Raw genomic sequence first — 21783 nt, 5'->3', positions numbered from 1 at the left:
GTGTTTTCCGTGAGAAAGCCTTTTCGCAGATTTGAAAAAGCCTTTTCTCTAACGAAAGTCAAGACCATTTTCATTGAGGCGGGGCCGGGCTGGGCGGTTCTTCTGCTAAAGATCCACGACCGGCTCGAAGCCGCCGGGCGGGAGGTCCCACCCGGCGTCCTTTGGTGTGCGGGCCTGCGACCGCGATCAGCTCTTGAGGAGTTCGGCGAACTGGACGAGATCGCCGACAAAGAATGCCGGGTCTTCCCAGGCGGCGAAATGGCCCGCTTTCTCCATGTCGTGGAACTGGACCACGTTGCCCGAGGTCTGGCGATCCGCCCATTCTCGCGGCAGGCGCACGCCCCCGGGGATGGGCAGTTCGCTGGCCACGGCGACCGGGATGCCGGTATTGCTGCCCATGATGGTGGGGGGATGCATCATGTTCTGGTTATAGATCCGGAAGGATGAGGCGGCCGTCTCGGTCAGCCAATAGATCATGATATTGGTGAGCAGTTCATCACGGCCAAAGCGCGCATCGGCTTCGTCGCCATGACCCATTCCGGCCATGAAGCTTATAATCCAGGCCGCCAGCCCGACCGGGGAGTCATTCATCGCAAAGGCGATGCTTTGCGGCTTTGTCGCGTGCACCAGATTGAAGGCGCCGTGTGCGAAGAACCATTGCTGGATGGCGCCGGCATAGGCCTGTTCCGGCGGGGTTAGAACGGCAAAGTCGGTGGTGTGATCGGGATATCCCACATCGGTCACGTGAAGGCCGAGGAGGACCTCGGGATGGCGCTGAGCCAGCGACATCGAGATGATGGAACCGCCGTCGCCACCCGCAGCGATGAATTTTTCATAGCCGAGCGTCTCTTTCATCAGGCGGGCGAACAGATCGGCGACCTGGTCCATTGGCAGGGCGGTCTTGCCGGAAAAGCCGGTGCCGGGGATCGAGGGGACAACGACATGGAAGGTTTCGGGCAGCTGCGCGATCACACGGTGATAGCGATAAAACGAGTCCGGCCAGCCATGCAGCAGCAGGAGCGGAACCGCGTCGGGGTTCTTGGAGGGCTGATGGATGAAATGCAGATCGATCCCGTCAATGCCGACCTTGAAGTTGGCAAATGCGTTCAAACTCGCCTCGGCCCGGCGCCAATCGTAGCCGTTGAGCCAGTAATCGGTCAGCCGCTTCATGTAGTCGAGATTGGTTCCCATGGCCCAGCCTGCGTCGGCCGGCTCGTCCGGCCAGCGGGTGTGCTCGAGGCGATATTTGAGGTCGGCGAGCTGGGCCTCGGGGATGGCGATTTGGAAAGCTGTCGGTGTGGTCACGGCAGAGGTCTCCTGTGCGAAGGCGGTTTTGGTGAAGCCGCTGAGCAAAGCTGAGGCGGCAAGGGCCTTGTTGAATTGACGGCGGGTCAGAGGCATGTCGGTCCTTTCACTTGCGGGGATTTGCGAGGGCACGGTGCGAGGGCGCGACGACTGTCGCGACGTTCTGGAGTTTGGTCAGTTGGTTGATTGGCTCAGATGAACAGCCTGCCGCGCATCACGATGATGCCGGCACCCGAAACTTCGGGCTCGGAAGCAAGGCTGACGCGCAAAATGCTCCGGCGTCCCATTTTGGTGCCTTGCTCGATCTCGATCGCGCCCGAGATCAGGCCCTCGCTTGCCAGATATGCGGCAAGCGGTCCGGCGGCAGTGCCGGTGGCGGCGTCTTCCCACAACCCCACGGTGGGGTTGAAGAACCTTGCATAGGCGCGGTTTGGCGTAGCGCCATCGAGGGCATAGACGTAGCACCCCTCCGCCGAAGCCCCGGCCAGAACTTTCAGCAGCCCCTTGGCGGATGGGTCGGCCCGATCGACCGCCGCCATATCCGCAAGACGGACCAGCAGGTGCGCCACCCCCGTGGCGGCGACTCGCGCCGCAGGCTTGGAGAGAACATCCTCGCACGATAGGCCAAGCGCGGCCGCCAGCGGGGCCAGATCGGTGAGTGCCGGTCCCAGCGTGAGCGTTGATTGCCGCATGCGTCCAACAATCCGCCCATCGACCCGGCGAAGCTCGATCGGAAGCAGTTCGCCGCCGATTTCCTGGTGGAAGGTTCGGGAGGCCTCGATCGGCCCGAGCTTGCCGTCCTCGGCCAACCACAGCCACGCACCGAGCGCATTGTGGCCGGCGCCGCCCACTTCAGCCCCGGCGGCCGTGAAGGACCGGAGTTTGAGGTCGGCCCGATCGCTGTGCATGACGAAGGTCGTTTCGGCCTGGTTGAATTCGCCGGCGATGCGGCGCAGCTGCGCGTCGGACAGACCATCAGCACCTTCAACAACGGCCAGCGGGTTGCCGCTCAAGGCGGTATCGGCAAACACGTCGATAAGGCCGACCACTAAGGCTGAACTGCTTGATTGCTGTTGCAAGGCATCGCTCCTATCGCTTTGATAGGCAGACTGTGCACCAGTGCGGCGGCGTCCCAAAACGCGCATTGCTTGCCCATATGACAAGGGAAACTTATCATTCGTCCCGCGCTTGAATCGCTCCGTATCCTAGAGATGTGCGTCAGCGCGGGCAGCTTCGCCGGTGCGGCGGATCGCCTGGCGCTTACCCCCGCCGCGGTGAGCCTGCGCATCCGTACGCTTGAACTCGAGCTCGGCCAGGCTTTGTTCATGCGCGTCGGCCGGCGTGTCGTCCCGACGCCGGAAGCGGTTGCGCTGGCGAACCAGGTGCGGCAGGCGCTCGATGGCATCAGCACGGCTCTCGATAAATTCCAGGCCGGTGCCGGGCCCTTACGGGTCACGGTGCCGCCAACCTTTGCCTCGCGCTGGCTGGCGCCGCGGCTATCAGGCTATCGGGCCGCCGGCGGCGGGAGCATCGAATTGGACATATCCTCGGACCTGCGTGACCCAACGGCCTTCGACGTCGCGATACGGACCGGACGGGGTGGGTGGGACGGGCTTGACGAATATGCCCTCACGCCGGTCGATGTCACGCCAATGATCGCGCCCAGGCTGCTGGGTGCCGGGACGCTGGGGGTGCCGGAAGACCTGTCGAATTTCGACCTGCTGCCGCACCCCGATTGGGGCAAGTGGTTTGCCCGGGCCGAGCGACCCGTGCCGGGCAATCTGCGCTTTGCCGGCGTCAACTATTCGATCTTCGAACTCATCGCCAATGCGGCGGTAAGCGGCCTGGGCGTGGGATTATTGTCGCCGACGCTGTTCCGGCCTTTACTGGACAGCGGGCAGTTGGTGGCGCCGCTGGATACCGTGTTGAAGGGTCCCGACTGGTACTTCGCGCTCATCCGCGAAGGCGACCACCGCGCCGCGCCGCGCCATTTTTGTGACTGGCTCCACGACCAGGTGCGCCAGCGGTAATGCTGAGTGCCGTGCAGTTCGGCATCGAGATTAGTGAGCGGCTCGTTGAACGGAACAGGCATCAGCCCGAGAGGCGAATATTGCCGTTCAGGAAATAGCGGTCAAAGAGGGGACTGGCGGCTGCGCCAATGGCCCGGGCATTAAACCCGACGGTCGCGACCTCGATGCGCGGGGCGATCAGGCCGCGCATATCCTGATTGACGAGATAGCGCCGCGTACGATCGACGAGTTCCTGCTTGACCGGATCGGGGAAGGCACCGTCGATCAGAATGGCCTCGAAATCGATGACGGCGCAGACAGAAAGGCTGGCCCGCGCCAGCTCTTGGGCGGTGCGGCCGATCCAGGGTTCGACGAAGCGAGAGAAGCGGCTCCAGTCTTGCGGCAACGTCCACAGGTCGGCGGCGTCGAGGCCGTTTTCGATCAGGCGCGTTTCAAGGAGATGTATCGAAGCGGCGTCGATCAATTGCTGGCTTTCGCCTTGCGGCCCAAAACTGCGCAGAGAGCCAAGCGCGCCCGCATTGCCGCGATGGCCCTGGTAGACGGTGTTGTTGAGGACGATGCCACCACCGATAAAGGCGCCGACGAAGAAATAGGCGTAATCGCGAAATTCCTTGCCCCGGCCGTAGACATGTTCGGCCTGGCAGCCTGCCGTGGCGTCATTGACGAGGCTAACGGGCAGGTCGGTGAAATCGGCCAGTTCTTTGGCGAAATCGACATTTTTCCAGAGCGCGAATTCGTCAGCCGGCGCGCCCACCAGCTCGTTCCACTTCCAGAGTTCGAACGGCACGCCAATGCCAATGCCGCAGATGCGGGTGCGTTCATTTGGCGAACAGGAAGCCAGGATTTGCGCCAGGCCTTCCCGGAGAAAGGAAAAGATGTGTTCGGGGAGAGGGTAGGAATAGGTGATCTGCAATTGCTGGCGCACGGCACCGCGGAAATCGGCGAGCAGCAATACCGCGCTGCGCCGCCCGATTTTGCACCCAATGGAGAGCACGCCCCCTTCGGCGAGACTCATCGGCACGGAAGGTTTGCCGACCTTGCCCTTGACCGGCGCTCCACGCGCGAGAAGGCCCTCGGCCTCCATCTCGCGCAAAATAATTGAAACCGTTTGCGGAGAGAGGTTTGCGAGGCGCGCCAGGTCGCTGCCGGCCAGGGCTCCATGGCGCTGCAACAGGGTCAGCAGCAGCCGTTCGTTATGATCCCGAACCCCACTCTGATTGACCCCGCTGCTGACGCTTCTGATGTTTGCCGTAGTCATGACGGGCACCATAGTGGGAGGTATTCCGAAGCGGAAGATAGCGCGCTTCGAATAAATAAATAAATGAGATTTATATATTGACGGGTGATCCGGGACGCGCAACGATAAGAGCGTGAAAACACATGAGACCAGCCTCCAGCCTGTGGAGGAGCCGCTTTGGCTGGGGCCGGTTCAAGGGAGAGATATCCGTGAAGAAGCTGCTTATTGGCACGGCATTGAGCCTTGCCGTCATGTCGTCGGCTGTTTTGGCGCAGGACACCGTCAGCGCCTGCCTGATCACCAAAACCGATACCAACCCCTTCTTCGTCAAGATGAAGGAAGGCGCCGAAGCCAAGGCGCAGGAGCTGGGCGTGGCGCTCAAGGCTTTTGCCGGCAAGATCGACGGCGACCACGAAACCCAGGTTGCGGCCATCGAGACCTGCATTGCAGATGGCGCCAAGGGCATTCTCATCGCTGCGTCCGACACCTCGGCCATCGTGCAGTCGGTGCAGAAGGCGCGCGATGCGGGCCTGCTTGTCATCGCGCTCGATACGCCGCTCAACCCGGTCGATGCGGCGGACGCGACCTTTGCCACCGACAATTTCCTTGCCGGTGAACTCATCGGCAAATGGGCCGCGGGCAAGCTCGGTGCGGAAGCTGCCAATGCCAAGATCGCCATGCTCGATCTTGCTGTCAGCCAGCCCAGCGTCGACGTGTTGCGCGACCAGGGTTTCCTCTCCGGCTTCGGCATCGAGTTGGGAGATCCCAACAAGTGGGGCGACGAAAGCGATCCGCGCATCGTTGGTCACGATGTGACCGCGGGCAACGAGGAGGGCGGCCGCAAGGCCATGGAAAACCTTCTCGCCAAGGATCCGATGATCAACGTCGTTTACACCATCAACGAACCCTCGGCTGCCGGTGCCTACGAAGCGCTGAAATCCATCGGCCGGGAAAAGGATGTCACGATCGTTTCCGTCGATGGCGGCTGCCCGGGCGTTGCCAATGTGAAGGACGGCGTCATCGGGGCGACCTCGCAGCAATATCCGCTGCAGATGGCGGCGCTCGGCGTCGAGGCGATCAAGGCCTGGGCCGATAGCGGCGCCAAGCCGACCCCGACCGAAGGCAAGGACTTCTTCGATACCGGCGTCAAACTCGTAACCGACCAGCCGGTCGATGGGGTCGACTCGATCGATACTACCGAGGGCACCGAACTCTGCTGGGGCTGAAGGCCCAGGCCAGTTATAATCGGTTCGGGGCGGTCGAGGCCGCCCTGAACCATCAGGGAATTCGGGCGAGGAGGACCCCAATGACGAACCCAACCGAGGCCGAGGCAGGCCTCGCCCGCCGCGGCGAGACGATTGCAAGTTTTGAGCAGCAGATAACGCTACTCTCGCGCCTGCAGCACGCCTTGCACAGCAATCCCGCGCTGGTGCCGCTGATCGTGCTGGTGCTTTCCATCGTGGTCTTCGGCGCCCTTTTGGGCGGCAAGTTCTTCTCGTCCTTCGCGCTGACGCTGATCCTGCAGCAGGTCGCCATCGTCGGCATTGTTGGCGCGGCGCAATCGCTGGTGATCCTGACGGCCGGCATCGATCTTTCGGTCGGGGCCATCATGGTCTTGAGTTCGGTGGTGATGGGTCAGTTCACCTTCCGCCTCGGCATGCCGCCGGCGGTGGCCATTGCCTGTGGCCTCGTGCTCGGCACGTTTGTCGGCTTCATCAATGGCTGGCTGATCGCGCGCGTGAAACTGCCGCCCTTTATCGTGACGCTCGGCGTCTGGCAGATCGCGCTCGCCAGTAATTTTCTTTATTCGGGCAATGAGACGATCCGGGCGCAGGAGATCGAAACCCAGGCGCCGCTATTACAGTTTTTTGGGCAGTCGTTCTCGGTGGGCGGCGCGGTCTTCACCTACGGCGTGTTGGCTTTCATCGCCATTGTGCTGGTGCTCGCCTATGTGTTGCGCCACACCGCCTGGGGCCGGCACGTCTATGCGGTGGGTGACGATGCGGAAGCGGCCAAGCTAGCCGGCGTCAACACACGCTCGGTGCTGATCTCTGTTTATATGCTGTCGGGCCTCATTTGCGCCTTTGCCGGATGGGTTCTCATTGGCCGCATCGGTTCGGTGTCGCCAACCTCGGGCCAGACGGCGAATATTGAAAGCATTACGGCCGTGGTGATCGGCGGCATTTCGCTGTTCGGTGGCCGGGGCTCGATCATGGGCATGCTGTTCGGCGCGCTGATCGTGGGCGTGTTCTCGCTCGGCCTGCGCCTCCTCGGGGCCGATGCGCAATGGACGTACCTTCTCATCGGCGTTCTCATCATGCCGCCGTCGCGGTCGACCAGTGGATCAGAAAGNATGGGCATGCTGTTCGGCGCGCTGATCGTGGGCGTGTTCTCGCTCGGCCTGCGCCTCCTCGGGGCCGATGCGCAATGGACGTACCTTCTCATCGGCGTCCTCATCATCGCCGCCGTCGCGGTCGACCAGTGGATCAGAAAGGTGTCTGCGTGATGGAACCGGTTCTTTATGCCCGTGGCCTCAACAAGCGCTATGGCAAGGTCACCGCGCTCGACAATTGCGATTTCGATCTCATGCCCGGCGAAATTCTCGCCGTGATCGGGGACAATGGCGCGGGAAAATCCTCGCTGATCAAGGTGCTGTCCGGCGCCATCCAGCCCGATAGCGGCGAGGTTTTTCTCGAGGGGCGCCAGGTCAGCTTTCCCTCGCCGATCGCCGCTCGCCAGGCKGGTGTCGAAACCGTCTAYCAGACGCTCGCCATGTCGCCGGCGCTCTCCATCGCCGACAATATGTTCATGGGGCGCGAACTGAGGAAGCCCGGCTTCATGGGCAAGGTGATGCGCCAGCCATGGAGCGGATTGCGCGGGAAAAACTCTCCGACCTCGGCCTGATGACGATCCAGAACATCAATCAGGCCGTCGAGACCCTGTCCGGTGGGCAGCGGCAGGGGGTCGCCGTGGCGCGGGCGGCAGCGTTCGGGTCCAAGGTGATCATTCTCGATGAGCCGACCGCGGCCCTGGGCGTCAAGGAGTCGCGGCGGGTGCTGGAGCTGATCCAGGATGTAAGGGCGCGCGGCATTCCGATCATCCTGATCAGTCACAACATGCCGCATGTTTTTGAAGTCGCCGACCGCATTCATGTTCATCGGCTTGGACGGCGCCTCTGCGTCATTGACCCCAAGGACTATACGATGTCGGATGCCGTCGCCTTTATGACCGGCGCCAAGGCGGCGCCGGCAAAGGTGCCGGAGGTTGCTGAGCACACCGAATAGGCTGGCGGCGGGGCGTCGGCAGGGCCTTGCAGGTAAAGGTCACCCGAGACATAAACTACGCGACGGCCACGCATTTTTGGTGACGCTTCTGTGAAGCGCTGCCTGTCGTGGGTCCCGCGAGGCTCTACCATGACACTATCTAAAGTCGACTTGCTTGACTTTGCTCCCGGCGCGCCGGGTATCACGCCGCGATGGACGTCCAGCGCCAAGAGCGGCGTCGGGACGGCCTTGTCGCTCAAATCTCCTGTTTGGTTCACCCTTAGTCACGGCGTTCTGAACGAGGTTTATTTCCCGCGGGTCGATAGCGCTTGTACGCGTGACTTCGAACTCCTGATTGCGGGGCCGGACGGCTATCTCTCCGAAGAGAAACGCGATTGCCAAAGCACGACCACGCACCTCGAAGAGGGTGTGCCGGCGTTCCATGTCGTCAACACGGCACGCGACGGTCGCTATCGGATCGAAAAACAGATCATCACCGATCCCGATCGTCCCAGTCTCATCCAGCGGATCAGTTTTTTTCCGCTGGTCGGAACGCTGGCTGACTACCGGATCTACGCGCTGCTGGCGCCGCATCTTGTTAATGCGGGCATGGGGAACTCCGCCTGGATCAGTGCGCAACGCGATGTCACCCTGCTTTATGCCAGCGGGCGCTCTCGCTATCTGGCCCTCGGGAGTTCGCTGCCGTGGCGGAGCCATTCCGTCGGCTTCGTCGGGCAATCGGATGGGTTCCAGCAGTTGAGCGAAACCGGTCGGCTCGATCCGCAATATCAGCGCGCTGACGATGGCAATGTTGCCATCACCGCCGAGATCGGCTTTGGCGAGCAGAATGTGGTCGATCTGGTTCTGGGTTTTGGCCAGTCCGAGACCGAAGCCGGCGCCAATGTGCTGGCGAGCCTGCGTAGCGGCTGGGACGGTGCCCTCGCCGATTATTGCCGGAACTGGCGGGATTGGCAGAGCGACCTGCGCAGTCTCGACCGAGCCGAGCCGGGCAAGGTCAATGCCTATCGCGTATCGACGGCGGTGCTTGCCAGCCATCGCGCCGTTGATCGGCCGGGAGCCGTGGTGGCGAGCCTTTCCATTCCCTGGGGCACGAGCAAGGGCGACGATGATATGGGCGGCTACCATCTTGTCTGGCCGCGCGATCTCGTCGAAACAGCGGGCGGTTTTCTGGCGGCGGGCGACCATCGGGAGGCATCAAACATCCTCGAATACTTACGCGAAGTGCAATTGGCCTCCGGCCATTGGGCGCAGAATATGTGGCTCGATGGCAGGCCCTATTGGCGCGGCGTGCAGATGGATGAATGCGCCTTCCCAATCCTGCTTACGGACCTTTTGCGGCGCAAGGGAGTTCTCAAGGGCCAGGCTTTGCAGCGTTATCTGCCCATGGTCCGGGCCGCCGCTGGCTATATCATCGCCAATGGTCCGGCGAGCCGTCAGGATCGGTGGGAAGAAGACGGGGGCTATAGCCCCTTTACGCTCTCGGTCGAGATTGCAGCTCTTCTGGCTGCGGCGGATCTTCTGGGCGATGAAGAGGCCGGGCAGCATCTGCGCGAAACCGCGGACTGCTGGAACGAGCAGATCGAAAACTGGACTTATGTGGGCGATCCCGACCCAAGTCTGGGCGTTGCCGGTTACTATGTCCGCATGGGCAATGACCTCTCGACCGATATCGCCGATGCCGGGTCCGGGGTAACCGTTATCCGCAACCAGGTGATCGGCAAGTCCGAACTGCCGACCCGGCAGGTGCTGAGCCCCGATGCCCTGGCACTCGTGCGGTTCGGACTGCGGGCGGCTGACGATCCGCGCATTCTCGATACCGTCAGGATGATCGACGCGACGCTCAAGGTGGACCTGCCGCAAGGGCCACTCTGGTATCGTTATACCGGCGATGGCTATGGCGAACACGGCGATGGCTCCGCGTTTAATGGGACGGGGCAGGGGCGTGCCTGGCCTTTGCTTGCAGGTGAACGCGCCCATTACGAGCTGTGCGCGGGCCGGCCCGAGGAAGCAGAACGGCTGCTCGGGACGCTCGAAGCATCGGCAAGTGTCGAGGGCCTGCTTCCAGAGCAAAGCTGGGACGCGGCTGATATTGCGGATCGCGAACTGTTCCTTGGTCGCGCCTCGGGCAGTGCCATGCCTCTCGTTTGGGCTCATGCCGAGCATATCAAGCTTTTGCGCTCGCTCGCCGACGGCGCCGTTTTCGACAAACCGCCCCAGACGCATGCACGCTACATTGCGAATAAGTCACCGTCGCATCTGCGCATCTGGCGGCTCAACAATGCCATTACCCGCATGCCGTCCGGCAAAAGCCTGCGGCTTGAACTGACGGAACCAGCTCTCGTCCATTGGGGGCTGGATGACTGGCAGGCGGCAACGGACACGAAGACACGAAAAAGTGGTCTTGGAACCCATGTGGCCGATCTCGACATATCCACGTTGGAGCCGGGCAGGGTGGTGGTCTTCACCTTCCTCTGGCTCGACGGCGAGCGCTGGGATGCGTCCCAGTATAGGGTTCAGGTCGTCGGCGACTAAGCGTCAAACAGGAGCAAGCCTATGCAGTTGGGAATGATCGGTCTGGGTCGCATGGGGGCCAATATGGTCCGGCGCCTGATGCAGGCGGGCCATCAATGCGTGGTGCACGATCTCAACCCGCAGAGCGTTGCGGCGCTGGTTGCAGAGGGCGCCATTGGCGCGGCCGATATCGCCGAACTGCTGGGCAAGCTGGAAAAGCCCCGCGCCGTCTGGCTGATGCTTCCTGCGGCAATCACCGGGCGCGTTGCCCGTGAGATCGCCAAGCAGATGGCGCCGGGTGACATTCTCATCGACGGCGGCAATTCCAACTATCGCGACGCGGTGGACCTTGCCGCCGAACTCGCCCCCGGTGGCATATCCTATGTCGATGTCGGCACGAGCGGTGGTGTCTGGGGCCTGCAGCGCGGCTATAGCCTGATGGTCGGCGGTACGCCCGAGGCAGTTAGAACGCTCGACCCAATCCTTGCTTCGCTCGCGCCCGGCCATGACGGATCCGGCGGCACGCCCGGCACTGCGGATACAGCGGGCCAAGGCTACCTCCATTGCGGTCCGGCCGGCGCCGGGCACTTCGTCAAAATGGTTCACAACGGGATCGAATACGGCATCATGGCCGCCTATGCCGAGGGCCTGAACATTCTCAAGGCCGCCGATGCCGGCAACGAGAAGCGCGCGGCCGACGCCGAGACCGCGCCGCTGCACAATCCCGAATATTACCGCTTCGATATCGATCTCGCCGCCGTCACGGAAGTCTGGCGCCATGGCAGCGTCATCGGCTCCTGGCTGCTCGACCTGACGGCGCAGACCCTCAAGGACGACGCGACACTGTCGCGCTTTGGCGGGAAGGTCTCGGACTCGGGGGAAGGGCGCTGGACGCTGCAGGCGGCCATCGAAACCGGCGTGCCGGCGCCGGTCCTCTCGTCGGCGCTCTTTAACCGTTTCGCCTCGCGCGACAACGACGAATTTGCCAACAAGCTGCTTTCGGCCATGCGCTATTCGTTTGGCGGGCACGAAGAAAAATGAACAGAGCCAAAGTTTCAGGGGATCGCTCAGACGCTCTCGTGGTTTTCGGCGCCACGGGCGATCTGGCGCACAAGATGATCCTGCCCTCGCTTTACCAGATGGTGCGGCGCGGCCACCTCAGTGAACCCATTGTCGGCGTCGCCTTCGACGATTGGGACGTGGACAAACTGGCCGAGCGCGCCCGGGACGGCATCGTCAAGCAGTTCGGCAGTGTCGATGAGGCCGTGTTTGCCCGCTTCAAGGCGCAGTTGCGCTATGTCAGTGGCGACTACAAACAGGCGGCAACCTTTGACAAGCTGCGCATTGCACTTGGTGGCGCCACCCACCCGCTTTATTATCTCGCCATCCCGCCATCGCTTTTTGGCACCGTCATCGATGCGCTGAAGGCCGCGGGCATCGCCAAAAAATCCCGGCTGATGGTCGAAAAACCCTTTGGGCATGACCTGGCCTCGGCACAGGCGCTTAACGCGGTGCTGCACCGTGCCTTTCCCGAAGAAGCTGTTTTCCGCATCGACCATTTTCTCGGCAAGGAGGCGGTGCAGAACCTCCTGTATTTCCGCTTTGCCAACGCCTTCCTCGAGCCGGTGTGGAACCGCACCTATGTGGAAAGCGTGCAGATCACCATGGCCGAGGATTTCGGCATTGCCGGTCGCGGCAAGTTCTATGATGAGGTCGGCTGCATTCGCGACGTGATCCAGAACCATCTGGTCAATGTGCTGCTGCTGCTCGCCATGGAGCCGCCCGTCACCAGTGCCTCGGATGATCTCAGCGACGAAAAAGTGCAGATTCTCAAGGCTATGCGGCCACTGAGCGAGGCCGATGTGGTTCGGGGCCAGTTTGACGGCTATCGCGACGAGCCGGGCGTCGCGCCGGATTCCAAGGCCGAAACCTTCGCCGCCGTGCGCCTCTTCGTTGATACCTGGCGCTGGAAGGGCGTGCCCTTCTATATTCGCGCCGGCAAGCAGTTGCCGGTTCGCGCCACCGAAGTCGTCGTGCGTTTCCGCAAGCCGCCCGTCGCGCTCTTTGACGATGTTGAAGACGCCGCCGCCAACTATCTGCGCTTCCGGGTCGGCCCGCAGGTGATGATCGGCATTGGCGCACGGCGCAAGGCGCCCGGCAGCGATATGGTCGGGGAGCCCGTCGAACTCGATGCGGTCGATGACACCACCGACGACATGATGCCCTATGAGCGCCTGATCGGTGATGCGATGGACGGCAAGCGGCAATTGTTCACCCGGCAGGATGCCTCAGAACTTGCCTGGCGCGTTGTCGATCCCGTCCTTGCCCGCAAGGCCGAGCCGGCGCCCTATGCTCCCGGCAGCTGGGGACCGCTCGCCGCGATGCAGGGGTTTGAGCCGCCCGGTGGCTGGGTGGACCCCGGCAAGGATGGAGTGATCGTGCATGGAAAATAAGGAGCCCGTCGTCCTTACCATCGATATCGGGGGCTCGCACGTCAAAATTCAGTCGAGTGGCGGAGGCGAAGAGCGTAAAGCCGTTTCCGGCCCCACGATGAACGCGGCGACCATGGCCGACAGTGTTGAAAAGCTGGCCGATGGCATCGCCTTCGACGTCATTGCCATGGGCTATCCCGGCCCGGTCGTTCACAACAAAATCCTGATCGACCCGCATAATCTCGCGCCCGGCTGGGTAGGCTTTGACTTCGAAAAACGCTTCGGCAAGCCGGTTCGCATCGTCAACGATGCGCTGATGCAGGCCATCGGCAGCTATCAGGGCGGGCGTATGCTGTTCCTGGGCCTCGGGACGGGGCTCGGCGCCGCCATGATCGTCGAGAATGTCGCCCAGCCCATGGAACTGGCGCATCTGCCCTACCGCAAGGGCCACACCTTCGAGGACTACCTTGGCGAAGCGAGCCTTGAAAAACGCGGCCATGACAAATGGCAAAGGCACGTCTTCGATGCGGTAGAGCAGCTCAGCGCGGCCGTGGAGCCGGACTATGTGGTTATCGGCGGCGGCAATGTCGCCAAGCTCGACAAAATGCCGCCCAATGCCCGCCGTGGCGATAATGCCAACGCCTTCAAGGGCGGCTTCGCTCTTTGGTTGGACAAGACCCTCGTTGTCTAGGGGCGCATAGCCGTGAGCGCTGCGAACTTGTCATGGAACCTCATCGGAGCTGGGCCATTGGGCGCCTGACGTCAGCGTGCTTGCTGAGACCATCTTCAGGTGCATCTCAATTGATCCAGCCCATTCCTTCGGCGACCTACCGTGTTCAGATGCGTGGGGGCGTTAGCTTTGGCTATGTCGAGGAGCGGCTCGATTATCTCAAAAGCCTTGGTATCTCGCACCTTTACCTTTCGCCGATATTTGCTGCCGGCGAAGGATCGACCCATGGATATGACATACTCGATCCAACCGAGATCGAACCCTCGCTCGGTGGGCGCGAAAGCTTTGAGAAATTGGCTCGCGCCGCTCATTCGGCGGGCATGGGGATCATTCTCGATATTGTTCCAAACCATACCGCCTTCACCCTTGAGAACGCGTGGCTGCGAGACGTGTTGAGGCACGGGGCGAAAAGCCCGTTTGCTTCCTATTTTGACATCGACTGGGCCGCCGGCCCGCTGGTGCTTCCCCTGTTGCCCGAACCATTCGAGGCGATGCTGGCGCGGGGAGACTTCACGGTCGTAAACGGCAATTGGAGATTTGGCGACAATGAGGTCCCGTTGGCCGTCTATCACGACGGCAATTTGGATTCCGCCGACGACCTTTCGATGCTGCACAAGCAACAGCATTGGCGCTTGCGTCACTGGGAACTTGAGCGGGACTGCATCACGCACCGGCGGTTTTTCAACGTGACCTCGCTTATTGGCATGCGGGTCGAAGACCCCGCAGTGTTCGAAGCCACCCATTGGTTGATCATTGATCTGGTCCGGGCCGGGTTAGTTGATGGTCTGCGCGTCGATCACATTGACGGATTGGCAGACCCCAAAGGTTATCTCGATCAGCTCGCCGCGGTCCTGCCGGACACGCCGGTCTGGGTGGAAAAAATCCTGGTGGGTAACGAAGCGCTCGACCGCCACTGGAAGACAGTTGGAACGACGGGTTATGAGGCCGCTCGTCTCATCGTACGGCTATTGACCAAGGCTGGCGGGATCGAGGCGCTTGATGCTCAATGGCGTGATTATACCGGCGTTGGCGGGGATTTCTCCGCGGCCCTCAGGGCCGCCAAGCTGGAAATCCTCCACAACGAGCTTTCGACGGAGCTCCATCAGCTGGCGGCCCTGGCGGGCGCGTCTCTTGCCGATGATCCAGATGTCGAGCCCGGCCCGGAGGGTCTGCGCGAGGCAGTCACCGAGCTACTGCTGGGGATGCCGCGCTACCGCACCTATATCGATGGTTCCGGTGCCTCGGCGGAGGAAAGAGACCTGTTGCGCCATATCGTCGATGGCGCCAAAAATCAGGTACGCTCTTCGCGCATCGTTAGGCATCTTGCCCGGCATCTCGCGAACCCGGGCAATAGCGCTGACCGCAGTTTTACGGTGCGCTTTCAGCAGGTTTCGGGGGCGCTTCTGGCCAAGTCGCAGGAAGACACTGCCGGCTTTCGATGGACGCGGTACCTCGCCGCCAACGAGGTTGGCGCTGAACCGGAACAGACGAGCGTGACCGATGCGGAAGCGAACGCCTTCCTTGCCGAGCGCCCCGCGAGCGAGATGACCCTGACATCCTCGCACGATACCAAGCGCTCGGAAGACAGCCGGATGCGTCTTGTTGCCATAAGCCACCATCCCGAGGCGTTTGTCTCCCTGGTCCAACACGCCGACCGCCTTGCGAGCGATGCGCTCTCGCGGCGCTGGCGCTGGTACATCGTGCAATCGTCGCTGGCCCTCTGGGGGGAGGAGATTGGCACAATCAAGGAGCGTCTTCGTCAGCACAACCAAAAGGCTTTGCGCGAGGCCAAGCTGGAGAGCTTTTGGACCAAGCCCAACGAGGTAGTGGAGGCAGCGGCTGACAGGTTTTCAGATGCGCTATGCGATCATTGGCGGGAAGCTCAGCCGCGTGAACTCCAGCAGTTAATTGCGACAGGGGAGGCATTGGCTTTGGCACAAGTCGCGCTGAAATGCCTCCTTCCGGGCTTTCCAGATATCTACCGAGGCGCTGAGGGTCCGTTTTTTGCCCTAACCGATCCCGACAATCGACGGCCGGTTGACTGGCAGACCCTCGCAAAGCTCCCCGAGACCGAAGGCTTTGGAGGCGACAAGGCAAGATTAACCCGGCTGCTGCTGGCGCTGCGCCGGGAGGAGGCGTCGTTCTTTTCAACCGCCGCCGCCAAGGTCGAACAAGGCAGTGGAACGATCCTGGCTCGGATCGGTGGTGGCCGCACGCTCGCTATAACCCTTGGTAAACCCATTGCCGGAACGCCGATATGGCAGAGCGGTTCGGGCGACTATGCTCTTGGTATCGCCTGGCGTTGATAGAGTGATCTTCCAATCGCCGCTTCGGACCGCAGGAACGCAGATACAGCTCATGGGCCAGCGTTCCCGGCCTTGTTGCTTTTGTGCAGTACCGTTTTTTGCAGCCCGCCATTGTCCTTGATGGCGTGTTCTTCCGGAGAGACCGGAACCTTGGATTCCGGAACGAAAGGGTCGCGCTCACGCTCGTTTTTGAGCTGTCGGGCGCTCAGCTCCGCGATTTCCGCTTCGTCATTGGAGACAACCTCGGCCGCCTTTACGGCGGGGATATCGAAGTTGTCGACGAGGAAAGAAACTTCTTTTGCTTTGTCATGCATGGCCTACCTCTGTTGAGTTGGGGGGCGTCAAGCTTAGGGCTTGACGCTCGCGCTGTGGCATTGTCACCGGTGCACTGGCACCGCAGTCCCGCTGGAGATTTCAGTGGCCGGAGAGGCCGTGTATGTGCTCCTGATGGGACTGGAGTGTGGGCAAGGTGGCTGCGGCGAATGCCTTGAGCGGGCCTTCTTCGCCATTCGTGGAATAGCCTTCGAACAGGGCGACCGCCTCATCGTGAGCTTGTACCTGGGCCTGAACATAGGCAGCATCGAATTCTTCTCCCGTCAGGTCCGAAAGCGCATCAAGCATGTCGCCATGACGTTTATCGAGTTCCTTAGCGGGGGCGACACCTTCCTCCGCCGCTGCTGGCGCCATGTCCTGTGCGGCCTTGGTATGGTCTGTGATCATTTGCTGAGCAAAAGCTTTAACGTCGGCACTGCTCGCCTTCTCCAAGGCCAAAGTGCTCGATTCCAGTTCGAACAGATTGCTGATCGAAGCCATTGCGCCAAACTCTGCTGGTTCGGTCACATTCATCGGCGCCATGGAGGCGGTGGGTGCAGCAGCGTCTTGCGCGAAGGCGGGAAAAGCCAGCAAGAGCGCAGACGTTATCATTAAAGTGCGGATCATCGCGATTTCCTCCTATTTGGAAGAACCCCAACAGTCTGCGGGGGAAAGGGATGCATCACCATCTGGGTAATGGAATTGCGCGCAGCGACGGCTGTCCGGCGTAAGGGGGCGGCATTGTGTGATGGAACGAGGACTGCTGGGACCCGTTGGCCTGCCGGCTAACCAGAGGAGTGCCAAGCATGTTCATGCGCGTAGACAGGCTGATCACCGAGCTGCCTCCACCCGCAAAGCAGGATCCGAACGCTGCCGCGGCGCTTCAGGAGCTGCTCGGCGGCAAATATGGAGAAATGTCCACGCTCGGGAACTATATGTTCCAGAGCTTCAATTTTCGCAGCAAGGACAAGCTTCGTCCTTTCTATAGCCTCGTGGCATCCATCACCGCAGAAGAGCTTGCCCATGTCGAGCTCGTCAGCAATGGCGTAGCTATGCTGAACAATGGGCCTGAAAAGCCCAGGGGGGACGAGAAACCCGGCGGCGACATTTCCAAGACCCCATTCGAAGCCATGTCCGACATTCGCCTGGCATCGGCCTTTCTCAGCAATGGCGGCGGGGCAACGCCCGTCAACAGCAATGGCGTGTCGTGGAACAATGACTTCATCACCACTACGGGCAATGTCATCTTCGACCTGCTGCACAATTTCCATCTCGAGTGTGGCGCCCGCTTGCACAAGCTGCGCGTCTACGAAACCCTAAGCGATCCGACCGGGCGTGAAGTTTGCGGGTATCTACTCGTCCGCGGCTCGGTGCACGCGCATTCCTATGCTCTCGCACTGAAAAAGCTGACTGGGGTGGAAATCGAAAAGATGCTCCCGACCCCAAACATTCCGTTGAGCAAGATTCCGGAGTGCCAGAAGTATCTGGATGAGGGTTCGCACCGGCGCCTCTACACCTGGAGCCCCGACGACTATAAGGAAATCTCGGGCATTTGGTCCAATGATGAGGTGGCTCTGCCTAACGACTCTCCGGGCCCGCTTGAGGTCGTTGAAGGCATGCCTGAAGGCGGCAAGATGCAACAGCTGCAAGGCATTCCATCCGCGTTTACGCCCGATTATGCTCCTGAGGAATTCTACGAAATCGCTCAGAAGCTTTATCAGGCCTCCCGCTAAGCTTGGGCTCTTGGAGACGCAGGCACCGGGCCGCGCCGCGGATTTCTCGCGCAATCGAAGGGCCCCACTAAACCATGTTAATGCGAGGGTCCCGATTGGCGCTTCTCATCGGAGTGGGCGTTCCCAACCTTTCGGACGATGTCGTTCGAGCCACGGGTGTGGGAGACGCTGCTCCAAGGAGAACGATATGCTCGACTATTTATTCTGCGTCCTACGCATTCGGGCCAGCGGAGGGGAGCGGGGTGAACGATGAAGACGTATCGGGTTGTTGCGCTCGCTGAAGACGCTGAGGCCGAGGTCAGCCACATTACCCTTGCGGCAACGCCGGAAGGTGCGGCGGCCGTTGTGCTCGGGTTGGACCTGGTTCGTGGCGCGTCCAAGGGCGCGAAGCCCGTCGCCAAGATCTACTGGGAGGGCGGTCCACAGCAACTCAATATGGTGCGCCTTTATACGCGGTTAGGCGCGCGCTGAGCGGGCCTGTCTGCCGCTGGCCGCGACACGGGGAACGATTATCAAGCTGAACACCTTTCGACAGGAGGGAAATCCCTACCAGGCGTGAGATCGTTTCTTAGCGGACAAGCCGCGGAGAGCGCCACGGAGATCGGAGGCACGCATGGATAAGACGATCGATTTCCTGTTGCGCCGCTTGGGCGCGATCGGAAAACTTAACGCGGAAGATCGGGATCTATTGGTCTCATTGCCGTTCAGGCGGCGGCGCGTTTCAAAGGGCGAGGAGATCGTTGCCGAGGGTAGCACCTCCAGCTCTTGCTGCCTCGTCGTCACAGGGTATGTGCATCGCTCCAAAGTGTTGGTCACGGGCAATCGGCAGATATTCTCGCTGCATATGGCAGGAGACATCCCTGATCTCCATAGCCTCCATCTGCCCAAAATGGATCATAGTTTGGTCGCGACGGCCCCGGCGGAGGTCGCCCTTATCTCCCACGCGGCGATCCAAAACGTTCTCGATCAATCCGCGACACTAACAGCGCTTCTTTGGCGCGATACGTTGATCGATGCAGCCGCTTTTCGGGCCTGGATGTTGATGCTTGGTCAGGCGGAGGCCCCGGCTCGCATGGCTCATCTCTTTTGTGAGCTTTACGTCCGGTCTCGGCTTGTCGGCCTTAATAGAGAAAACAGCTTTGCGCTTCCGATCAGCCAGATCGCCATTGCCGATATGCTTGGCACATCCACCGTTCACGCCAATCGAACTCTTCAGGACCTCCGGTTGCAGAAGTTGGTGGACTTCGAGCGGGGTCGCGTAACCGTCCTTCGATGGCGGGAGCTAGCCGAATTGGGGATGTTCGATTCGAGCTATCTGCACATCATGGCGGGTGTAGTGGCCGATCAAGCAAGTCGTGAAGGAACTCGATAGCATGTCTTTGACGTTGGGAGAAAAACGGAGGCGTCAGTGCGAAGGTTTTATTTCGATATCGCTCTCAACAACGAGATAAAGGAGGACACCGAAGGCGTGGACTTGCTTGACGACGGGGCGGCACGGCGGGAAGCGGTGCTGACGATCGCGAGTATCGCCGCCGAAGCTATTCCGCAAGATGGTCCACTCAATATTGCCATAAGCGTGCTGGATGAACGGGAGGTCCAGGTCTTCCGGGCCCGCGTCACCTTTGATTTCGACGATAGCAAGAAAACCAGGCAGGCAGCGCGGCTGCAGCGACATAAGGTTGAGTAACAGGCAAACCGCCTCCGTCCCGCGAATGCCGCCGGTGACGCTGCACTGACAATGTTGGGATCGCTTGGGTCTTGCGGCTGCTATCGCGGTCTCACATATTGAGGGCATGGTAAAAAAGGACGTCGACGCACCAAACATGTCCGGATTGCCCGATAAGGGCAGGGTCAGCGGCGACATCGCTGCTTTCGTCAAAAAGGTTGGCGCGCTGGGGCGTCCCAATGCTGGCCAGGATGGGCGGCTATTGTTTGCCCTTGATGCGACGATGAGCCGCCAGCCAACGTGGGATATTGCCTGCTCGCTGCAGGCGGAAATGTTTCGTGCCATTCCCAAGCCGAGCGCCTTGCAGGTGCAACTGCTCTATTTTCGCGGTTTTGGCGAATGCCGGGCCAGCAAATGGGTCGTCGATGGCGATGCTTTGGCCAAGCTCATGAGCGGTATCGACTGCCGCGGCGGGAATACGCAGATTGCCAAGGTTTTCTCCCACGCGCGGGACGAGCACGCCAAGAAGCGGATCAATGCGGTGATTTATGTTGGCGATGCGATCGAGGAAAATGTCGATCTGTTGTCCGAACAGGCGGGGCAACTCGGATTGCTCGGCCTCCCCATCTTCGTCTTTCAGGAGGGCCGGGATGCCCAGGTCGAAGCGGCTTTTCGTGGCTTTGCAAGATTGAGCAAAGGCGCCTATGCCCGGTTCGATGCCACAGCGCCGGAAGAATTGGCTGCCCTCCTCAAGGCGGTGGCGGCCTATGCCAGCGGCGGCAGGACCATGCTGAAGCTGCAGGCCAGCGGCCAGGCTCAGGCACTGTTGGCCCAGTTGCCGCCGTGACCTATATTTTTCTTGGCGCCCTGGTTCTCCTGGCCTCTCTTGCCCTCGTCAATTACCTGCTCAAGCTCGACCGGCGAATATTGATGCGTGGCCTGCGCTGGGTTGTCGGTGGGCTTGGCGCCTTGGTTGCCCTGGGCTTGCTGCTGGCGCGCCGGTTCGATCTTGCCCTTTTTGTCGGGGCAGCTGCATTCGCGGTGTTGCGGACCGGCAGGCTGGGGCCGATTTCCTTTGATGGGCCGGCCATGGACGCGGGCAATATTTCAAAGGTGCAGAGTTTTAGCTTCGCCATGGAATTGGATCACGACACGGGCGCTGTCTCCGGCCGTGTGCTGAATGGCCAATTTGCCGGCATGGACCTGATGGATCTGGGCGAGATGGACACGCGGATTCTTTTGGCTGAAGTGGAAGACGATGCCGATAGCCTGAGCTTGCTTGAGAGCTGGCTGGATGCCAATCGCGGCGGTTGGCGGGAATATTTCGCCGGTCAGGATGCGGGCGAACAGCCCGGCGCGGCAACGGCAGGCGACCCGGTGGCCGAGGCTTATGAGGTTCTCGGTTTGCAGCCCGGCGCCAGCGACGATGAAATCAGGGCAGCGCATCGTGATCTGATGAAAGCGCTTCATCCCGATCGCGGTGGCTCAAGCTATCTCGCGGCCAAGATCAATCAGGCGCGTGATCTCCTGCTTAAGCAGTTGTGACGGCTGTCCGGCCCCACTGGGACGAGCCAAGGAACCGGAATCCGGCGCCGCCCGTTCGACCATGGGAGGACGCGCTATGGATGAAACTCATGAAACCGCCTATTTCGGATTTACCGGTCCGATCGAGCCGGCCGGCGTCGGCAGGCTGGCGGGAGCGCTGAATTCCGCAATCAATAGCGGTGTTTCGCTCGTTCACCTGGCCTTCAGTTCAAGTGGCGGCTATGTCGCTGATGGGGTCTATCTTTACAATCACATCAGGGCCCTGCCGCTAGAGCTGGTGATCTATAATACGGGATCGGTGAGTTCGATCGCGGTGTCGGTCTTCCTTGGAGCACAGCAGCGGTTTTGCTCGGCCCACGGCATGTTCATGATCCATCCGACGACCATGGGCCAATCCGAAGGGCTGACGGCACGGCGCCTGCAATCAACGTTGGATGCGGCGCTGGCGGATGATGATCGCACCGACAATATCCTGCGTGAGCGCAGTCGGATCCCCGAAGACGTATTGGCGGCGAGACGTCACAGCGAAATCTACATCTCGCCCGTGCAGGCTGTGAACTACGGATTGGTCGAGGCGGTGCGCGAATTTTCTCTGCCAAAAGGGGAGCAGATCATTCAGATCTGAATCGTGCTTGTCCAATTCCTGATCCCTCTTCGAACTGGGGCGGAGGCGGCTTGACCGCCGCCGCCAG

General features: G+C 61.1%; 19 protein-coding genes and 3 pseudogenes. 17 read left to right on the top strand and 5 right to left on the bottom strand.

The features are described from left to right. Positions 1-186 precede the first annotated feature (186 nt). A complete protein-coding gene (locus ASD83_RS12565; RefSeq protein WP_244489164.1) occupies positions 187-1305 on the bottom strand; it encodes an epoxide hydrolase family protein in 1119 nt (372 codons plus the stop codon). A 191-nt stretch (positions 1306-1496) separates the two neighbouring features. Further along, the gene (locus ASD83_RS12560) at positions 1497-2384 is read right to left on the bottom strand and encodes a PhzF family phenazine biosynthesis protein (RefSeq protein WP_056312404.1); all 888 of its coding nucleotides are present in this window, start codon (positions 2382-2384) and stop codon (positions 1497-1499) included. 96 nt (positions 2385-2480) lie between these two features. Between ASD83_RS12560 and ASD83_RS12555 the strand changes: the two genes are divergently transcribed. Continuing rightward, a complete protein-coding gene (locus ASD83_RS12555) occupies positions 2481-3335 on the top strand; it encodes a LysR substrate-binding domain-containing protein (protein ID WP_056311337.1) in 855 nt (284 codons plus the stop codon). Between the two features lie 61 nt (positions 3336-3396). On the opposite strand, the gene ASD83_RS12550 is transcribed toward ASD83_RS12555, so the two are convergent. Beyond that, positions 3397-4593 (bottom strand): ROK family transcriptional regulator, encoded by a 1197-nt coding sequence (locus ASD83_RS12550; protein ID WP_056312402.1) that lies wholly within the window; start codon positions 4591-4593, stop codon positions 3397-3399. A 230-nt stretch (positions 4594-4823) separates the two neighbouring features. Between ASD83_RS12550 and ASD83_RS12545 the strand changes: the two genes are divergently transcribed. The 9 genes and pseudogenes from ASD83_RS12545 to treY all read left to right on the top strand — a co-directional run bounded on the left by ASD83_RS12545 (position 4824) and on the right by treY (position 15835). Beyond that, positions 4824-5798, top strand: a complete 975-nt coding sequence (locus tag ASD83_RS12545; protein ID WP_056312401.1) for a sugar ABC transporter substrate-binding protein — start codon at positions 4824-4826, stop codon at positions 5796-5798. 80 nt (positions 5799-5878) lie between these two features. Next, positions 5879-6924 (top strand): annotated as a pseudogene (locus ASD83_RS12540) (ABC transporter permease); the annotation flags it as partial. Between the two features lies 1 nt (position 6925). Next, positions 6926-7078: pseudogene (locus tag ASD83_RS21320) on the top strand (ABC transporter permease); the annotation flags it as partial. Further along, positions 7078-7856: pseudogene (locus ASD83_RS12535) on the top strand (ATP-binding cassette domain-containing protein). The pseudogenes ASD83_RS21320 and ASD83_RS12535, both read left to right, overlap by 1 nt. A gap of 129 nt (positions 7857-7985) precedes the next feature. After that, a complete protein-coding gene (locus tag ASD83_RS12530; protein ID WP_056311335.1) occupies positions 7986-10388 on the top strand; it encodes a glucan 1,4-alpha-glucosidase in 2403 nt (800 codons plus the stop codon). A gap of 21 nt (positions 10389-10409) precedes the next feature. Further along, on the top strand, positions 10410-11408 hold the full coding sequence (gene gnd / locus ASD83_RS12525; RefSeq protein WP_056311332.1) for a phosphogluconate dehydrogenase (NAD(+)-dependent, decarboxylating): 999 nt from the start codon (positions 10410-10412) through the stop codon (positions 11406-11408). Beyond that, positions 11405-12820, top strand: coding sequence for a glucose-6-phosphate dehydrogenase (gene zwf / locus ASD83_RS12520; RefSeq protein ID WP_056311330.1), 1416 nt, complete (start codon positions 11405-11407; stop codon positions 12818-12820). The genes gnd and zwf overlap by 4 nt, the downstream gene beginning before the upstream one ends. Then, positions 12810-13490 (top strand): ROK family protein, encoded by a 681-nt coding sequence (locus ASD83_RS12515; RefSeq protein WP_056311328.1) that lies wholly within the window; start codon positions 12810-12812, stop codon positions 13488-13490. The genes zwf and ASD83_RS12515 overlap by 11 nt, the downstream gene beginning before the upstream one ends. A gap of 110 nt (positions 13491-13600) precedes the next feature. Then, on the top strand, positions 13601-15835 hold the full coding sequence (treY, locus tag ASD83_RS12510; RefSeq protein ID WP_162249160.1) for a malto-oligosyltrehalose synthase: 2235 nt from the start codon (positions 13601-13603) through the stop codon (positions 15833-15835). 50 nt (positions 15836-15885) lie between these two features. Here treY and ASD83_RS12505 read toward each other — a convergent pair whose 3' ends face one another. Both ASD83_RS12505 and ASD83_RS12500 read right to left on the bottom strand, forming a co-directional pair. Continuing rightward, the gene (locus ASD83_RS12505) at positions 15886-16149 is read right to left on the bottom strand and encodes a hypothetical protein (protein ID WP_056311326.1); all 264 of its coding nucleotides are present in this window, start codon (positions 16147-16149) and stop codon (positions 15886-15888) included. A gap of 100 nt (positions 16150-16249) precedes the next feature. Continuing rightward, the gene (locus tag ASD83_RS12500; protein WP_056311323.1) at positions 16250-16774 is read right to left on the bottom strand and encodes a DUF4142 domain-containing protein; all 525 of its coding nucleotides are present in this window, start codon (positions 16772-16774) and stop codon (positions 16250-16252) included. A gap of 179 nt (positions 16775-16953) precedes the next feature. Between ASD83_RS12500 and ASD83_RS12495 the strand changes: the two genes are divergently transcribed. The 7 genes from ASD83_RS12495 to ASD83_RS12465 all read left to right on the top strand — a co-directional run bounded on the left by ASD83_RS12495 (position 16954) and on the right by ASD83_RS12465 (position 21716). Further along, on the top strand, positions 16954-17880 hold the full coding sequence (locus tag ASD83_RS12495) for a manganese catalase family protein (RefSeq protein WP_056311322.1): 927 nt from the start codon (positions 16954-16956) through the stop codon (positions 17878-17880). A gap of 249 nt (positions 17881-18129) precedes the next feature. After that, positions 18130-18351, top strand: coding sequence for a hypothetical protein (locus tag ASD83_RS12490; RefSeq protein ID WP_056311320.1), 222 nt, complete (start codon positions 18130-18132; stop codon positions 18349-18351). Positions 18352-18493: 142 nt separating this feature from the next. Next, entirely contained in the window at positions 18494-19252 is a 759-nt protein-coding gene (locus tag ASD83_RS12485) for a Crp/Fnr family transcriptional regulator (protein WP_056311318.1), read from the top strand. A 36-nt stretch (positions 19253-19288) separates the two neighbouring features. Continuing rightward, on the top strand, positions 19289-19567 hold the full coding sequence (locus ASD83_RS12480) for a DUF6894 family protein (RefSeq protein ID WP_056311316.1): 279 nt from the start codon (positions 19289-19291) through the stop codon (positions 19565-19567). Positions 19568-19673: 106 nt separating this feature from the next. Continuing rightward, positions 19674-20393 (top strand): hypothetical protein, encoded by a 720-nt coding sequence (locus ASD83_RS12475; RefSeq protein WP_082561151.1) that lies wholly within the window; start codon positions 19674-19676, stop codon positions 20391-20393. Continuing rightward, on the top strand, positions 20390-21091 hold the full coding sequence (locus ASD83_RS12470) for a DnaJ domain-containing protein (protein WP_056311315.1): 702 nt from the start codon (positions 20390-20392) through the stop codon (positions 21089-21091). Before ASD83_RS12475 ends, ASD83_RS12470 begins: the two co-directional genes overlap by 4 nt. 76 nt (positions 21092-21167) lie before the next feature. Continuing rightward, positions 21168-21716 (top strand): ATP-dependent Clp protease proteolytic subunit, encoded by a 549-nt coding sequence (locus ASD83_RS12465; RefSeq protein ID WP_056311313.1) that lies wholly within the window; start codon positions 21168-21170, stop codon positions 21714-21716. Positions 21717-21783 lie beyond the last annotated feature (67 nt).

Source organism: Devosia sp. Root685 (assembly GCF_001427875.1).
GTDB lineage: Bacteria > Pseudomonadota > Alphaproteobacteria > Rhizobiales > Devosiaceae > Devosia.
Note: the sequence above shows the minus strand (reverse complement) of the source record. Positions and strands in the feature narration are given on the sequence as shown.

Excerpts from the sequence above, each read along its gene's own strand:
- ASD83_RS12505 (WP_056311326.1), bottom strand. The coding sequence starts at position 16,149 with ATGCATGACAAAGCAAAAGAAGTTTCTTTCCTCGTCGACAACTTCGAT.
- ASD83_RS12530 (WP_056311335.1), top strand. The coding sequence starts at position 7,986 with ATGACACTATCTAAAGTCGACTTGCTTGACTTTGCTCCCGGCGCGCCG.
- ASD83_RS12465 (WP_056311313.1), top strand. The coding sequence starts at position 21,168 with ATGGATGAAACTCATGAAACCGCCTATTTCGGATTTACCGGTCCGATC.
- ASD83_RS12500 (WP_056311323.1), bottom strand. The coding sequence starts at position 16,774 with ATGATCCGCACTTTAATGATAACGTCTGCGCTCTTGCTGGCTTTTCCC.
- ASD83_RS12515 (WP_056311328.1), top strand. The coding sequence starts at position 12,810 with ATGGAAAATAAGGAGCCCGTCGTCCTTACCATCGATATCGGGGGCTCG.
- ASD83_RS12545 (WP_056312401.1), top strand. The coding sequence starts at position 4,824 with ATGTCGTCGGCTGTTTTGGCGCAGGACACCGTCAGCGCCTGCCTGATC.
- ASD83_RS12485 (WP_056311318.1), top strand. The coding sequence starts at position 18,494 with ATGGATAAGACGATCGATTTCCTGTTGCGCCGCTTGGGCGCGATCGGA.
- ASD83_RS12490 (WP_056311320.1), top strand. The coding sequence starts at position 18,130 with ATGAAGACGTATCGGGTTGTTGCGCTCGCTGAAGACGCTGAGGCCGAG.
- ASD83_RS12550 (WP_056312402.1), bottom strand. The coding sequence starts at position 4,593 with ATGACTACGGCAAACATCAGAAGCGTCAGCAGCGGGGTCAATCAGAGT.
- zwf (WP_056311330.1), top strand. The coding sequence starts at position 11,405 with ATGAACAGAGCCAAAGTTTCAGGGGATCGCTCAGACGCTCTCGTGGTT.
- ASD83_RS12495 (WP_056311322.1), top strand. The coding sequence starts at position 16,954 with ATGTTCATGCGCGTAGACAGGCTGATCACCGAGCTGCCTCCACCCGCA.
- gnd (WP_056311332.1), top strand. The coding sequence starts at position 10,410 with ATGCAGTTGGGAATGATCGGTCTGGGTCGCATGGGGGCCAATATGGTC.
- ASD83_RS12475 (WP_082561151.1), top strand. The coding sequence starts at position 19,674 with ATGGTAAAAAAGGACGTCGACGCACCAAACATGTCCGGATTGCCCGAT.